Annotated in this window: 16 protein-coding genes; 9 read left to right on the forward strand and 7 right to left on the reverse strand. The window is 70.1% G+C overall.

Going from position 1 to position 13,545, the window contains the following annotated elements:
• Positions 1-3: 3 nt before the first annotated feature.
• Both ACIGXP_RS27205 and ACIGXP_RS27210 read right to left on the reverse strand, forming a co-directional pair.
• Complete coding sequence (locus ACIGXP_RS27205) at positions 4-663, reverse strand: hypothetical protein (RefSeq protein WP_399772517.1); 660 nt, start codon at positions 661-663, stop codon at positions 4-6.
• A complete protein-coding gene (locus ACIGXP_RS27210) occupies positions 660-1,547 on the reverse strand; it encodes an ATP-binding cassette domain-containing protein (RefSeq protein ID WP_399772520.1) in 888 nt (295 codons plus the stop codon). The genes ACIGXP_RS27205 and ACIGXP_RS27210 overlap by 4 nt, the downstream gene beginning before the upstream one ends.
• Positions 1,548-1,673: 126 nt before the next feature.
• Here ACIGXP_RS27210 and ACIGXP_RS27215 point away from each other — a divergent pair, with 126 nt between their 5' ends.
• Entirely contained in the window at positions 1,674-2,099 is a 426-nt protein-coding gene (locus tag ACIGXP_RS27215) for an SRPBCC family protein (RefSeq protein ID WP_363218022.1), read from the forward strand.
• 48 nt (positions 2,100-2,147) lie between these two features.
• Here ACIGXP_RS27215 and ACIGXP_RS27220 read toward each other — a convergent pair whose 3' ends face one another.
• Both ACIGXP_RS27220 and ACIGXP_RS27225 read right to left on the reverse strand, forming a co-directional pair.
• Entirely contained in the window at positions 2,148-2,426 is a 279-nt protein-coding gene (locus tag ACIGXP_RS27220) for a hypothetical protein (RefSeq protein ID WP_399772523.1), read from the reverse strand.
• A gap of 64 nt (positions 2,427-2,490) precedes the next feature.
• Complete coding sequence (locus tag ACIGXP_RS27225; protein WP_363218020.1) at positions 2,491-3,240, reverse strand: PP2C family serine/threonine-protein phosphatase; 750 nt, start codon at positions 3,238-3,240, stop codon at positions 2,491-2,493.
• Between the two features lie 126 nt (positions 3,241-3,366).
• Between ACIGXP_RS27225 and ACIGXP_RS27230 the strand changes: the two genes are divergently transcribed.
• The 3 genes from ACIGXP_RS27230 to ACIGXP_RS27240 all read left to right on the forward strand — a co-directional run bounded on the left by ACIGXP_RS27230 (position 3,367) and on the right by ACIGXP_RS27240 (position 5,987).
• On the forward strand, positions 3,367-3,726 hold the full coding sequence (locus ACIGXP_RS27230) for a DUF6204 family protein (protein ID WP_399772526.1): 360 nt from the start codon (positions 3,367-3,369) through the stop codon (positions 3,724-3,726).
• 75 nt (positions 3,727-3,801) lie between these two features.
• The gene (locus ACIGXP_RS27235; RefSeq protein ID WP_363218018.1) at positions 3,802-4,245 is read left to right on the forward strand and encodes a MarR family transcriptional regulator; all 444 of its coding nucleotides are present in this window, start codon (positions 3,802-3,804) and stop codon (positions 4,243-4,245) included.
• A gap of 299 nt (positions 4,246-4,544) precedes the next feature.
• Positions 4,545-5,987 carry a hypothetical protein gene (locus tag ACIGXP_RS27240; RefSeq protein ID WP_399772528.1) on the forward strand — a complete coding sequence of 481 codons (1,443 nt, stop codon included), beginning with the start codon at positions 4,545-4,547 and terminating at the stop codon, positions 5,985-5,987.
• Here the strand turns inward: ACIGXP_RS27240 and ACIGXP_RS27245 are convergent.
• Positions 5,984-6,457: a MazG nucleotide pyrophosphohydrolase domain-containing protein gene (locus tag ACIGXP_RS27245; protein WP_399772531.1), complete on the reverse strand. Its 474-nt coding sequence runs from the start codon at positions 6,455-6,457 to the stop codon at positions 5,984-5,986. The two genes, ACIGXP_RS27240 and ACIGXP_RS27245, sit on opposite strands and share 4 nt — an antisense overlap.
• Before the next feature lie 106 nt (positions 6,458-6,563).
• Between ACIGXP_RS27245 and ACIGXP_RS27250 the strand changes: the two genes are divergently transcribed.
• Positions 6,564-7,562 (forward strand): TAXI family TRAP transporter solute-binding subunit, encoded by a 999-nt coding sequence (locus ACIGXP_RS27250; protein ID WP_363218015.1) that lies wholly within the window; start codon positions 6,564-6,566, stop codon positions 7,560-7,562.
• Positions 7,563-7,609: 47 nt separating this feature from the next.
• Here the strand turns inward: ACIGXP_RS27250 and ACIGXP_RS27255 are convergent, their stop codons facing one another.
• Together ACIGXP_RS27255 and ACIGXP_RS27260 are read right to left on the reverse strand one after the other, a co-directional pair.
• A complete protein-coding gene (locus tag ACIGXP_RS27255) occupies positions 7,610-9,013 on the reverse strand; it encodes a sensor histidine kinase (RefSeq protein ID WP_399772535.1) in 1,404 nt (467 codons plus the stop codon).
• Positions 9,014-9,022: 9 nt separating this feature from the next.
• The gene (locus ACIGXP_RS27260; protein ID WP_363218013.1) at positions 9,023-9,709 is read right to left on the reverse strand and encodes a response regulator transcription factor; all 687 of its coding nucleotides are present in this window, start codon (positions 9,707-9,709) and stop codon (positions 9,023-9,025) included.
• A 290-nt stretch (positions 9,710-9,999) separates the two neighbouring features.
• Here ACIGXP_RS27260 and ACIGXP_RS27265 point away from each other — a divergent pair, with 290 nt between their 5' ends.
• The 4 genes from ACIGXP_RS27265 to ACIGXP_RS27280 all read left to right on the forward strand — a co-directional run bounded on the left by ACIGXP_RS27265 (position 10,000) and on the right by ACIGXP_RS27280 (position 13,382).
• Positions 10,000-10,776, forward strand: a complete 777-nt coding sequence (locus ACIGXP_RS27265; RefSeq protein WP_399772537.1) for an amino acid ABC transporter ATP-binding protein — start codon at positions 10,000-10,002, stop codon at positions 10,774-10,776.
• A 75-nt stretch (positions 10,777-10,851) separates the two neighbouring features.
• A complete protein-coding gene (locus ACIGXP_RS27270; protein ID WP_363217724.1) occupies positions 10,852-11,688 on the forward strand; it encodes a glutamate ABC transporter substrate-binding protein in 837 nt (278 codons plus the stop codon).
• 75 nt (positions 11,689-11,763) lie between these two features.
• Positions 11,764-12,429, forward strand: coding sequence for an amino acid ABC transporter permease (locus tag ACIGXP_RS27275; RefSeq protein ID WP_363217723.1), 666 nt, complete (start codon positions 11,764-11,766; stop codon positions 12,427-12,429).
• Positions 12,426-13,382 (forward strand): amino acid ABC transporter permease, encoded by a 957-nt coding sequence (locus ACIGXP_RS27280; protein ID WP_399772540.1) that lies wholly within the window; start codon positions 12,426-12,428, stop codon positions 13,380-13,382. The genes ACIGXP_RS27275 and ACIGXP_RS27280 overlap by 4 nt, the downstream gene beginning before the upstream one ends.
• Positions 13,383-13,545: the final 163 nt, after the last annotated feature.

Genomic DNA, 13,545 nt, shown 5'->3' on the forward strand with positions numbered 1-13,545 from the left:
CTTTCACTCTCTTCGCGCGGCGACGAACTGGGTGACGGCCGTGCACGCGACCAGGATCACGGTCGCGATCGCCAGCATGCCGCCCGCGGGAGCCAGGAGCTTCGCCGCGTGGGGGGTCGTCGACATCAGGGTGAAGAGTCGATTGACCGGTGGCATTCCCTTGGGGAAGAGGGCTCCCATCATCAGGGCGACGGCGGACACCACCGCGTATCCCTGTCGCCCGAAGACCGGCCGCGAGCACAACACGCCGATGCCGATGCCCACGAACGCACACGTCAGCTGGGCCTCGACGCCCAGCAGAAGATCACCCGCGGTGACGTCGTAGCGCCCCATCCACAGCGGGAGGAGCAGGCCGAAGACCATCAGCACCAGACAGCTCAGCAGAGCCGTGCCGATCGCCGCGAGCAGGACCTTGAGCGACCGGCCGCCGGACGCCACGACGACGATCGCCCGCTGTGCCGGTTCGTCCAGGCTCATCAGGGCAACGGTCAACCATGTCGAGCAGACGAACAGCGCACCGGCGGACGACGCGTAGGCGGGAGGCAAGGGGCCGCTGCCGTTCACCGTCAGCACGCCCATCAGGCCCATGAACAGGAGCAACGGGGCGACGTAGCGCTGTGTGTGCAGCACGGTGGCGAACGTGTAGCGGATGAGGGCGATCACTGCACGCCTCCGTTCGCGGCAGCGTCCCGCGCCAACCGGTCCACCGCCGTCCCTTCCACCCGTTCCACGGACCAGCCGTGCTGAAGGGCGGTGAGCAGCAGGGCGTCGGTGGTCTCGCGGGCCACTGTCAACCGGACGCCCGAGGCCGTGCGGCTCACCGTCAGCACGCCGTCCAGCTCCGCCCAGGCGAGGTCCTCAGGCGCGCGGCCGCCCGGGTCCCCGGTCAGGACGACGTCGGACGAAGGCCGGTGTCCGTTCGGCCGGGAGTCCGGTCCGCGCAACGAGATCCGGCCCTTGCTGACGCTGTAGATCCGTGTGGCACGGGCCCGCGTCACCGACTCGCGGTGGTCGGTGAAGACCACCGTCCCCCCGGCGTCGGCGACCTCGGTCATGATCCCGGCCAGGACACCGTGGGCATCGGCGTCCAGCCCCGACCACGGCTCGTCGAGAACGAGCAACCCGGGCTCCACCAACAGTGCCTGCGCCACCGCCACCTTCTGGGCGTTGCCCTTGGAGAGGTTCCGCAGCGGGGCCTGCTTGCCGCCCACCAGCGCCAGCCTGTCCAGCAAACCGTGCGCCCGCGACGAGGCGACCGAGGTGGGCAGCCCGCGCACCCGCCCCACATGGGTCAAGTAGGCCACCGCCGACATGCGTTCGTTGGGGGAAAAGCGGTCGGGCACGTAGCCCACGACCGGTGGCCGCGTGGTCACCCGGCCGCGGGTCGGCCGGGACAGGCCCACCGCTATCCGCAACAGCGTCGACTTCCCCGAGCCGTTCCCGCCTGTGAATGCCACGATCTCTCCCGGCGGCGCCTCCACATCGACGTCTCGCAGGATCCAGTCGCCACGGCCATAGCGCTTGCTCACTGCTTGAAGTCGTAACAAGTAACCCCCTCCGGTACGCCGGCCTCAGCCGCCTGGCAGGTTACGGTGCCCGCCTCACGCCTGTCCCATCGGGCGCACACTGTAAGCAGAAGGGCATGCGCCATGAGCCGCACATGGAGGTGAGCCATGAGCACTCTCGAACTGCATGTCGACGTCGGGGTTCCGGTCGACAAGGCCTGGGAGACACTTCACCGGGTGGAGAACTACCCGCGCTTCGTGGACGGCGTGCGGGGCGCGCGCACGGATGCGGGGGGCCGCGCGCATCTGGACGTCGAGGCGGGCGGCCGGGCCCGGGAGATCGAGGCCGAGGTCACCGACCGCGGTGAGCGCGTGATGGAGTGGCTCACCACGGGTGCCCCCGAGCTGACGGGCTCCTTCTCGGTTCAGCCCATCGACCAGAACCACACCCGGATCCAGGCACGGCTGGAGTACGACCCCGGCACGCTCCGGGACACCTTCGGCGGGCCCAAGGGGTTCGCCCAGACCAACGCGATCCAACGGCTCGTCCGCAGCGATCTGGAGCACTTCAAGGAGTACGTGGAACGAGGGTGACCGGCCGGAGCACGGCGGGCCCGGCGATGCCGGCAGCCGGTACGCCGGTCAGACTTCGATCACGGCAGCGCACTCCGGGCAGACCACGGATGCGTATTCCACGGGGTACCAGGGCGCTCCGGGCTCCTGTGAGGGCGTCCAGCGGGCCGTCTCCATGGCGAAGGTGTCCTTGCCGCAGAGGGTCCGCGGTCCCGCGGTAGTGCGTGAACCCGGGGCCGCGGGGGCCACGTGCACCTTACGGACGCGCCGTTCCGCACCGGTGGTCGATCCGGTCGAGGAGCGCGTAGTCACCGGTTTGTCGACTTCGTAGACGACGATCTCGGTCATGTCTCCACCGTAGGCGGTCCGGAGACCGAACCGGCGGACCGAACCGGCGGCGCGTGAGCGCCCCCTATGCGTCCGCGATGCGGACGACCGCCAGCGTGATGTTGTCGGGGCCGCCCGCCCCGATCGCGGCCTTCCACAGCTCGAAGGCGGCCCGGCCGTCGTCCTGCTCCCGCATCACCCCGTCGAGTACATCTTGCGGCACTGGGTCGGTCAGACCGTCGGTGCAGATCAGATAGCGGTCGCCGGGAGACAGGGGCGCGGCTGTCACATGGGGGCGTATGGCGCGGTACGAGCGGCTGCCGCCCAGGCACTGGGTGACGATGGACGTGGTACGCCGCCCGGGTGGGAGTGGGGGGCTGTCATCGACGCTCACCTGGCGCAACCCGTCACGGGAGGCCGCGAAGACCCGGCTGTCGCCCACGTTGAACACCAGCAGGGAGGCGGGCAGTACGACGGTGCCGGCGATCGTCGTCCCCATGGCCGCGAGCTCGCCTCCCGCGTCGCCGCCGGCGGCCTCGTACACGACGCGATTGCAGCCGCTCAAGGCGTCGCGGACGGCGTCCTCGCTGCTCAAGGCGGCTCCGAGGGACGCGATCCGGCGGGCCACCAGGGCGCTGGCCACATCGCCGCCGGGATGCCCGCCGAGCCCGTCGGCGACCGCCACGACAAGGGGCGTGCCGAGCGGGAAGACCAGGGTCTGCGGACTCTCCGTCACCGTGGCGCACAGGGTCCACGGCCCGATCACGAGACTGTCCTCGTTCCGTTCGCGAAGCAGCCCGGGATGGCTCAGCGCACTCACTGCCACGTACTGCATGGAACAGCCACCGCCTTCACGGCTCCAGCGTAGGCGCTCCCCGGGCGCGGGCACGACGCGGTGCCGCAAGCATGCGGGGCGGAAACCCGGTGGAGGCGGCGGGCCTGCTGTGCCTAGGGTCGCGGGATGAGTACTCGCACTTTCCGGATCACCGTCCGCGGCGTCTTCGACGGGCTCACCGACGCCCAGCGGGCAGCGCTGCTGGCCGACGCCGCGGAGCACGACGTGCTGCGCGCCGCGTTCACCCCCGAGGGCAGCCTCACCTACGACATCGCCGCCCGCCCGGCCTTCGTCTTCCGTTTCTCCGACACCGGGGAGGAAGAGGAGGACGTCCTGGAGGCGACCGAACGGGCCGAGGAGGCGGCGAAGGCCTGGCTGACCGAGCGCGGCTACGGCTTCAAGAACCTCCGTTCCACCGCCGAGGACCTCTCCCAGGCGCCGATGGGCAAGCGGCAGCGGCGCGCGGCCCGTTCCCACCGGGCATAAAGTTGAGTACTCAAGGACATTGCAATGAGAAGCCGCGGAAACGAGGCAGGAGCGGAGAAGACGTGAGCTGCGGCGATGAGTGACACCCTGGACGCGGCACTGCGACTGGTACGGGCCCAGGCGGCGCTCGTACGGCGCTTCGATTCCCGGCTGAGCGGGTTGCACGGCGTCAGCCTCGCCGACTTCACCTTGCTGCTACGGCTGGGACAGGCGCCCGGGGGCCGCATGCGCCGGGTCGACCTGGCCGAGGCACTGGGCCTGACGGCCTCGGGGGTCACCCGCGGGCTGGCCCCGCTGGAGCGGATCGGGCTGGTGACCCGCGAAGCGGACGCCCGGGACGCGCGCGTGGCCTACGCGTCGCTGACCACGACGGGCCGACGGAGGCTGCGGGAGATGCGCGCCACGGCCGAGGAGACCGCCGCCGAGGTCTTCACCGCCCCGGCCTGGAGCGCCGAGGACATCACCCAGCTGGCTTCCCTGCTGACCCGCCTCGGCGGCACGGGCCTGACCGGCCGCTGACCCTGACTCCCGGCCCGAGCGCGGCCGCCCCCGTACCGCGACGGCCTCCACCGGCACGCGGGTGGCGGCCGCTTCGCAACGCGCCCCGCCAACCCGCCCGCCGGCTCGGCGGTTTCGGACACGGCCGACGTGAACTCACCGTGGTACAGGTCACGTTGAGTTGTAGCTGGTTTGTGAGGGAACCCTGCACACGGGCATGGCATGCTCAGGGCTCGTCACGAGTTACCGGCCGGTTCTACCTCTGAGTAGGCCGCTTGCCGGTACCTCTCTGCCACCCCCCATTCCACACAGGACCATCCATGCGCAGACGCATGCGGCACAGACGTGCCCTGCTGCCCGCCTTCGCCGTGACCAGCCTCTTCCTCGCCGCGGCCTGCTCCTCGCCCACACCGCAGGCCGAACCGCCGGGTACCGCCGGGAACGGCCGCCCGCAGGTCGAGGTCGCCGACAGACCCGCCGACGGCCCGGACCACTCGCTCGCCGTCGCCGCCGCTCCCACCACCGGCGCCACCGCCACCGCGACTGCGGGACCGGCCGGTTCCGGACGGCGGGCGCACAAGACGGCGCTCGCCATCAGCTCGTACGACCGCCACACCCGGCGGGCCGTGCTCTCCGACAAGCCCGCGCACAGGGGGAGTTCACCAGGCTCCCCCTCCTCCACTCCTTCCCCCGCCCCCTCCGGTGCCCCGCACAAGGCCGCCGTCGGCGACGTGATCGCCAGTGCGCCCGCGCCCGGGGCACCGCACGGTCTGCTCGCCAAGGTCACCAAGGTGGTCGGCGAGAAGGACGGCGGCACCGAGGTGCAGACGGAACCGGCCACCCTCAACGCGCTGCTCGGCGACGAGACGGCGAAGGGCGAGGTGCCGGTCGACCCGTCGTCGTTCACCGTCGACAAGCTGCTCCCCGATGTGAAGGTCTCCTGGGCGAAGGCCGGTGACGTGCACGTCGGCCCCAAGGGTGCGACGGTGCCGCTCGGCAGCCTCCGCCTCGACGTGAGCGCCGGCATACCGGCGGCCCAGGGCGCCCCGGTCTCGGCCACCGCCTCGGTGAACGGATTCGTGCAGGTCGCCCCGCAGGTCGACTTCACCTACGGCGGAGCCGGTACCGACGCGCCGCCCGGCTCCGCCTACCTCGGCGTGTCCGGCGACTGGACCTCCGGCTGGGCGGTCAAGGGGCGGGCCGCCATGACCACCGGCACCCCGCTGCGGATCCCGTTCGCCAAGCTGCACGCCGACCCGGTCCTCCAGGTGGGCCCCGTCCCCGTCGTAGTCAACCTGGATCTGACCTGCTACTTCCAGATCAGCGGCGACGGAAAGGTCACCGTCGACGTCGAGCAGAAGCTCAAGGGCGACTTCAAGGCGGGCGGCACCTTCGGCCTGGCCAAGGGCTGGACGCCGGTCAGCTCCTCGAACATGACGAGCACGCCCGTGCGCGCCTCGGTCACCACCGCCGGGACCGTGAAGACGGCGCTCGGCGCGGAGGCCTCGGTCGGCCTCTACGGCGCCGTCGGTGTCACCGCCGACCTGGCCCCGTATCTGCGCGGCGAGGCCTCCGGCACGGTCACCGCCTCCTCCGACGGCGGCGGGGCGAAGGCCGAGGGCGCCTGGGCCGTGTACGGCGGGGTCGATCTGTCCGGGACCCTGCGGTTCCAGCTGTCCGTCTTCGGCACACCGGTCATCCAGCGGAGCATCCCGCTGGGCGCCCTGAACCGCGAGTGGAAGCTGGCGGGCGGCACCTTCTAGGAGCCCGCCTGCGCAGCACTGTCCTGAACAGCACTGTTCTGAGCAGGACTGTCCTGAGGAGCACTGTCCTGAGCCGCCGGTATCCAGCCCTGGCGGCGCAGCACGGTCGACACGTCCGGCGCCCGGTAGTGCTCCCCCTTGAGGACCTTGCCGTCGGCCCGGCGGGCGACCTGCCCGTCCGGGCCGAGCTTGCTCATGTTGGCCCGGTGGATCTCGGTGATCACCTGGTCGAGGTCGATGCCGTGGACCAGAGCCGTGCCGTACGCCACGTAGACCACGTCCGCCAGTTCGTGCGCGAGCCTGTCCAGCGGGCCGCCGACCGCCACCTCGGCGACCTCCGCGGCCTCCTCGGCGAGCAGCTCCCCACGGTGCGCGGCCAGTTCGGGGTCCACCTCCGTCGGCGTACTGCGGGCGTCGAGGCCGAAGGCGCGGTGGAACTCACGGACGAGGTCGGCGGGCGAAGTGCTCATGCGACGACTGTAACGGCCGCCACTGACACAGCCCCGCGGTCCGCTCCGGGGGCAGGAGTGACCTCGCCCCTGGTCAGCGGCGCTCCCGGCCTGGCAGGATCACCGCATGTCCAAGGTGTTCCCCCGAATCGGCCGGCGCCGGGCGCTGCCGGCCGCGGTCGCCGGTGCCGTGGTGCTCGGGCTGCTGTTGTGGTGGCTGCTGCCCCTGGGCGAGAAGCCGCCGAGCGGGACGATCGTCTTCAGCACGGGCACTCCCCGGGGGGTCTACCAGGAGTACGGCGAGCGGCTGCGCGCCGAGTTCGCCAAGGACATGCCCGACCTGAAGGTGAAGCTGCTCAACAGCGCCGGCTCGCAGGAGAACGTGCAGCGGGTGGCGACCGGCGAGGCCGACTTCACCATCGCGGCGGCCGACGCGGTGGAGGCGTACCAACTGGGGCGCGGACGCGGTGCCGGGCGGCTGCGCGGGGTGGCCCGGCTCTACGACGACTATGTGCACCTCGTCGTGCGCAGCGACTCGGACATCAGGGGCATCGCGGATCTGCGGCACAAGCGGGTGTCGATCGGCCTGCCCGACTCGGGGGTGCGGCTGATCGCCGAGCGGGTGCTGAAGGCCGCCGGCATCGATCCGCGCAAGGACGTCGTCCCGGCCGCGGACGGCATCGACACCGGGCCCGACCGGCTGGCGCACCAGAAGATCGACGCGTTCTTCTGGTCGGGGGGGCTGCCCACCAAGGGACTGGTCACGCTGGCGAAGGAGTCCGCCTTCAAATTCGTGCCGATCGAGGGCGACCTCGTCACCAAGCTGCACGACGAGGGCCAGGCGGCGCGCTACTACCGGGCCACCAACATCCCCGAGTCGGCCTACCCGACCGCGCAGCAGGGCAGTGAGGTCCCGACGATCGCCGTCTCCAACCTCCTGATGACCCGCACGGACGTCGACCCCCGGTTGACCGAGTGGGTGACCCGCACCGTCATCAAGAGCCGCGACGGCATCGGCGCCCACGTCCACTCCGCCCAACTGGTCGACCTGCGCACCGCCATCTACACCGACCCCCTCCCCCTGCAGGAGGGCGCCCGGCGCTATTACCGCTCGATGAAGCCCTAGCCACTGGGGCCCCGCCCACCCCGGGCCGTCCTCGACCGGTCCCTTCGTCAGGGCTCCCCGTGTCGCGGTACGGACACCGTCACCCGCAACCCCCGCGGCTCGTGGTGGGCGTACTCGATCGAGCCACCGCCCGCTGCCAGAAGCGCCCGAGTGATCGACAGCCCCAGGCCCGAGCCCTTGACGTTCTGATGGCGGCCGCTGCGCCAGAACCGGTCGCCCACGCGCGCGAGTTCCTCGTCGGTGAGGCCGGGTCCCGTGTCGGTGACGACGACCGTGGAGGTGTCGCCGTCGGCGGCGACGGTGACCTCCACCGTGCCGCCCTCGGGGCTGAACTTCACGGCGTTGTCGATCACCGCGTCCAGGGCGCTGGACAGGGTGATCGGGTCCGCCCAGGCGGTCGTGGGCGGGCAGTTCCCGGTCAGCCGGACCCCCTTGGTGCCGGCGACCGGAGACCAGGCGGCGACCCGCTCCTCGGCGAGCGCGCCGACATCGGTCAGCGTCAGATCCGCGTCGGCGTGCTCGGCCAGCGCCAGGTCGAGCAGGTCGTCCAGGACCTGCGCGAGACGCTTGCCCTCGGTGCGGACCGAGGCGATCTCCTCGTTGTCCTCGGGGAGTTCGAGGGCGAGCAGTTCGATGCGCAGCAGCAGCGCCGAGAGCGGGTTGCGCAACTGGTGCGAGGCGTCCGCGACGAAGGCGCGCTGCTGCTCCAGCACGTCCTCGACGTTGTCCGCCATCTCGTTGAACGAACGGGCCAGCCGTCTGAGTTCCGGCGGACCGCCGGCGACCGCGACCCGGGACTTCAGCCGCCCGGTGGCGATGTCGTGGGTGGTGGCGTCCAGTACCCGTACCGGTCTGAGCACCCAGCCGGTCAGCCGCAGCGCGGCGCCGACGGCGAGCAGCATCGCCGCGCCCTCGCCCGCCCCGATGAGCAGCCAGCCGCGCAGGGTCCGCGAACGCATCTGCCCGGTGGGCGAGTCGGTGACCACGACCGCCACGACGTCCCCGTCCCGGATCACCGGCGAGGCGACGACCAGCCGGCTGCGCTGCCAGGGCCACACCTGCTTGGGGTCGTGGCTGCGCCGGCTGAGCAGCGCCTCGTCGAAGGCCTCCCGCATCTCCCCCCTGCGGGGTACGAACCAGTCGCCGGGGGCGTTGGCCATCGCCGAGCCGTTGCGGTAGAAGACGCCCGCACGGATGCCGTAGACGCCGTAGTAGCTGTCCAGTTCGCTGCGCAGGGCCTCCAGGCGCTCGTCGGTGCCGGTGCGGCGCGATCCGCCGGGTCCGGCGGTGACGAACTGGGCGAGCGCCGCGAAGCGTGCCGTGTCGTCGATGCGGTCGACGACGACCTTCTGCTGCTGGGCGGCGGCCAGGCTGAGGGCGAGCGGAAGCCCGAGGGCGAGGAGGACGGCCGCCATCAGGACGATGAGCAGCGGCAGCAGACGTGCGCGCACCCGTCCCCGCTAGGCGGTCGGGGCGACGAGCCGGTAGCCGACGCCGCGCACGGTCTCGATCAGTGCGGGCATGCGCAGTTTGGCCCGCAGGGAGGCGACGTGCACCTCCAGGGTGCGGCCGGTGCCCTCCCAACTAGTGCGCCAGACCTCGCTGATGATCTGTTCCCGCCGGAAGACCACGCCGGGGCGCTGAGCGAGCAGGGCGAGCAGGTCGAACTCCTTGCGGGTCAGTTGGATTACCGAACCGCCCACGGTGACCTGCCGGGTGGGCAGTTCGATGCGTACGGAACCGAGGTGCAGGGCGCTGTCGCCACCGATCGCCGGGTCCTCGTGGACGGTGCGCCTGCTGACGGCGTGGATACGGGCGAGCAGTTCCCCGGTGTCGTACGGCTTCACCACGTAGTCGTCGGCGCCCAGGTTGAGCCCGTGGATGCGGGAGCGGACGTCGGAGCGCGCGGTGACCATGATCACCGGGGTGCTGGTGCGTTTGCGGATCTTGCCGCAGACCTCGTAGCCGTCCTGGTCGGGCAGGCCCAGGTCGAGCAGGACCACGCCGAAGCCGGCGCCCTCGGGAACGAGCGCCTGGAGGGCCTCCTCGCCGCTGCGCGCGTGGGTGACGTCGAAGCCGTGTCGCGCCAGCACGGCCGACAGGGCCGCGGCGACATGGTTGTCGTCCTCGACGAGCAGCAGTCTCACTCCGGCCCCCTCCGGTTCAGCGGTCGTACGGTCTGGGTTCGCGCGCAGGTGGCATTTCACGCGCGCGTGCACCATGGCAGTGACGCCGATGGACTAGGACGGCGTCAAGAGCGTTCCGGTTGCCCGTCGGTTCCGTTACCCGGCCGATACGCACACGGGGGGCAAGTGCTACGACACGTGTCCGTTTGCTATCGGATCGTGATGCTCAGATCTCCCTCAGATGTGATGACGCAGGTCACAGCCCCTCACTACTGTCCTCGGAAACCCGAGGAGGACGGAGCCCGAGAGCGATGACCAAAGTATCGGTGGCCAAGGAGGACGTGGCCACGTCCGGCGAACTGGTCGTCCTGAAGAGCGTCAACAAGCACTTCGGCGCGTTGCACGTGCTCCAGGACATCGACCTGACGATCGCCCGCGGCGAGGTCGTCGTGGTCATCGGGCCCTCCGGGTCCGGAAAGTCGACGCTGTGCCGCACCATCAACCGCCTGGAGACGATCGACTCGGGCACCATCACGATCGACGGCAAACCCCTGCCCCGGGAGGGCAAGGAGCTGGCCCGGCTGCGGGCGGACGTCGGGATGGTCTTCCAGTCCTTCAACCTCTTCGCGCACAAGACCGTGCTCGAGAACGTGATGCTGGGGCAGCTCAAGGTCCGCAAGACGGACAAGAAGCAGGCCGAGGAGAAGGCCCGGGCCCTGCTCGACCGGGTCGGTGTGGGCACCCAGGCCGACAAGTACCCCGCCCAGCTGTCCGGCGGCCAGCAGCAGCGCGTGGCGATCGCCCGTGCGCTGGCGATGGGCCCCAAGGTGATGCTCTTCGACGAGCCGACCTCCGCCCTCGACCCCGAGATGATCAACGAGGTCCTCGAGGTCATGCAGCAGCTCGCCCGTGAGGGTATGACGATGGTCGTCGTCACCCACGAGATGGGCTTCGCACGGTCGGCTGCAAACCGGGTCGTCTTCATGGCCGACGGCCGGATCGTCGAAGAGGCTGCGCCCGACCAGTTCTTCAGCAACCCGCGCAGCGACCGGGCCAAGGACTTCCTGTCCAAGATCCTGCAGCACTGACGGCGTGCCACCCGGACGCCCTGGGTCGCCTTTTTCCAACGGACCTCGTTCCTCACCATTCGAAGGATGTTCAGCATGAAGCTCCGCAAGGTCACCGCCGCCTCGGCCGCCGTACTCGCCCTCGCCGTGGGCGCCACCGCCTGCGGCGGCGGCAAGAAGGACGACAACGGCTCCTCCGGCGGCGGCAAGAAGATCGCCATCGGCATCAAGTTCGACCAGCCGGGCCTCGGCCAGCAGACCCCGCAGGGCTACACGGGCTTCGACGTCGACGTGGCCACCTATGTCGCCAAGAAGCTCGGTTACAGCGCCGACCAGATCGAGTGGAAGCAGTCGAAGAGCGCCGACCGCGAGACCATGCTGCAGCGCGGTGACGTCCAGTTCATCACCGCCACCTACTCGATCACCCCGGAGCGCCAGAAGAAGGTCGACTTCGCCGGCCCGTACCTGCTGGCCCACCAGGACGTGCTGCTGCGTGCGGACGACAACAAGATCAAGTCCCCCAAGGACCTGAACGGCAAGAACCTGTGTTCGGTGGCCGGCTCGACCTCGGCCCAGAACCTCAAGACCAAGCTGGGTCTCAAGCCCAACCTCCAGACGTACCCGACGTACTCGGCCTGCCTCTCGGGCCTGCAGAGCGGCGCCATCGAAGCCCTCACCACGGACGACTCGATCCTGGCCGGTTACGCCGCGCAGGCCCAGTTCAAGGGCAAGTTCAAGCTCGGCGGCTTCAAGATGACCAACGAGAACTACGGCATCGGCGTCAAGAAGGGCAGCCCCCTCAAGGACAAGATCAACAAGGCCCTTGAGGAGATGGTCTCCGACGGTTCCTGGAAGGCGGCCGTGCAGAAGAACTTCGGCCCGGCGAACTACAAGAACGAGCCCGCCCCGAAGATCGGCGACATCAAGAGCTGAGGCAACCCCTGCCCGGTGCGCCGCTCCTGACGGCGGCGCACCGGGGCATCCTTACACGCGGAAGCGCGGGAGACAGTGTTCGACTTTCTTGACAAGTACGACGTGCTGGGAGCCTTCTGGACGACGGTGCAGCTGACGCTGCTGTCGGCCGCGGGCTCCCTGGTCTGGGGCACTCTGCTGGCCGCCATGCGGGTGGGCCCGGTACCGCTGATGCGCGGTTTCGCCACCGCCTACGTGAACATCGTGCGGAACATCCCGCTCACGGTGATCATCTTGTTCTCCTCGCTGGGCCTCAGCCAGACGCTGGGGGTCACCCTCGGCGCGCACGACTTCCAGGTCCAGGGCTTCCGGCTGGCCGTGCTCGGTCTGATCGTCTACACCGCGACCTTCGTGTGCGAGGCGATCCGGGCCGGCATCAACACGGTGCCGGTCGGCCAGGCGGAGGCCGCCCGCGCCATCGGTCTGAGCTTCACCCAGGTGCTGTTCCTGGTCGTGCTGCCGCAGGCCTTCCGCGCGGCCGTCGGCCCGCTGGCCAACGTGCTGATCGCGTTGACCAAGAACACGACGGTGGCCGCCGCGATCGGCGTGGCGGAGGCGGCCTTCCTGATGAAGCAGATGATCGAGAACGAGGCCGAGCTGCTGGCGATCTCCGCGGTCATCGCCTTCGGGTTCGTCTGCCTGACCCTGCCGACCGGTCTGATCCTCGGCTGGGTCGGCAAGAAGGTGGCGGTGAAGCGATGACTTCGGTCCTGTACGACGCCCAGGGCCCGCGTGCCAAGCGGCGCAACATCCTCTACACGGCACTCTTCCTGGTCGCCGTCGCGGCCGTCGTGTGGTGGGCGTACAAGGTCCTCGACGACAAGGGGCAGCTGGACTGGGCCCTGTGGAAGCCCTTCTTCAGCGGCACCGAGGCGTACTCGACGTACATCTGGCCCGGTCTGGAGAACACGCTGGAGGCGGCGGCGCTGGCGATGGTCATCGCGCTTCCGCTGGGTGCCGTCCTCGGTATCGCCCGGCTCTCGGACCACGTGTGGGTGCGCGTCCCCGCCGCCGTCGTGGTCGAGTTCTTCCGCGCGATCCCCGTCCTGGTCCTGATGATCTTCGGGAACGCGCTCTACGCCCAGTACACCGACGTCAGTTCGGACGACCGTCCGTTCTACGCGGTCGTGACCGGTCTGGTGCTGTACAACGCGTCGGTGCTCGCGGAGATCGTCCGCGCGGGCATCCTCACCCTGCCGAAGGGCCAGTCCGAGGCGGCCATGGCGATCGGCCTGCGCAAGGGGCAGGTCATGCGGCTCATCCTGCTGCCGCAGTCGGTCACCGCGATGCTCCCGGCCATCGTCAGCCAGCTGGTGGTCATCGTGAAGGACACCGCCCTCGGCGGCGCGGTCCTCACCTTCCCCGAACTGCTGTCCTCGGCCAACACGATGGCCGGCTACTACGGCAACATCATCGCCTCCCTCACCGTCGTGGCGGTGATCTACATCCTCATCAACTTCTCCCTGACCTCGTTCGCCGGCTGGCTGGAGGGCTGGCTGCGGAGGCGCAAGAAGTCGACCGGCGCGGTGCTGGGGTTCCAGGACGTGGCGCACATCGGGGGTACGGCGGCGACCGGAGCCGGAGGTGCCGTCGGCGGCGTGGACCTCAGTGGCCCCTTCGTCGGCGGTCACCACGGCGGCGGCCAGGGGAACTGACGCTCATTCAGGTGACATGAGCCATCCGGGGGCAGTGGTGTGATCGCCACTGCCCCCGGTCGCTTGACGCAAACTCTGCCAATGGGTTGCATACGTTGTGTGATCGTGCACCCCGCTCCACCTTCCTGTTCACTTGTCTCCGTCAGGGCATCGTCACGGGCAG

Source organism: Streptomyces sp. NPDC053069, from assembly GCF_044546895.1.
In the GTDB taxonomy this organism is placed as follows: Bacteria; Actinomycetota; Actinomycetes; order Streptomycetales; family Streptomycetaceae; genus Streptomyces.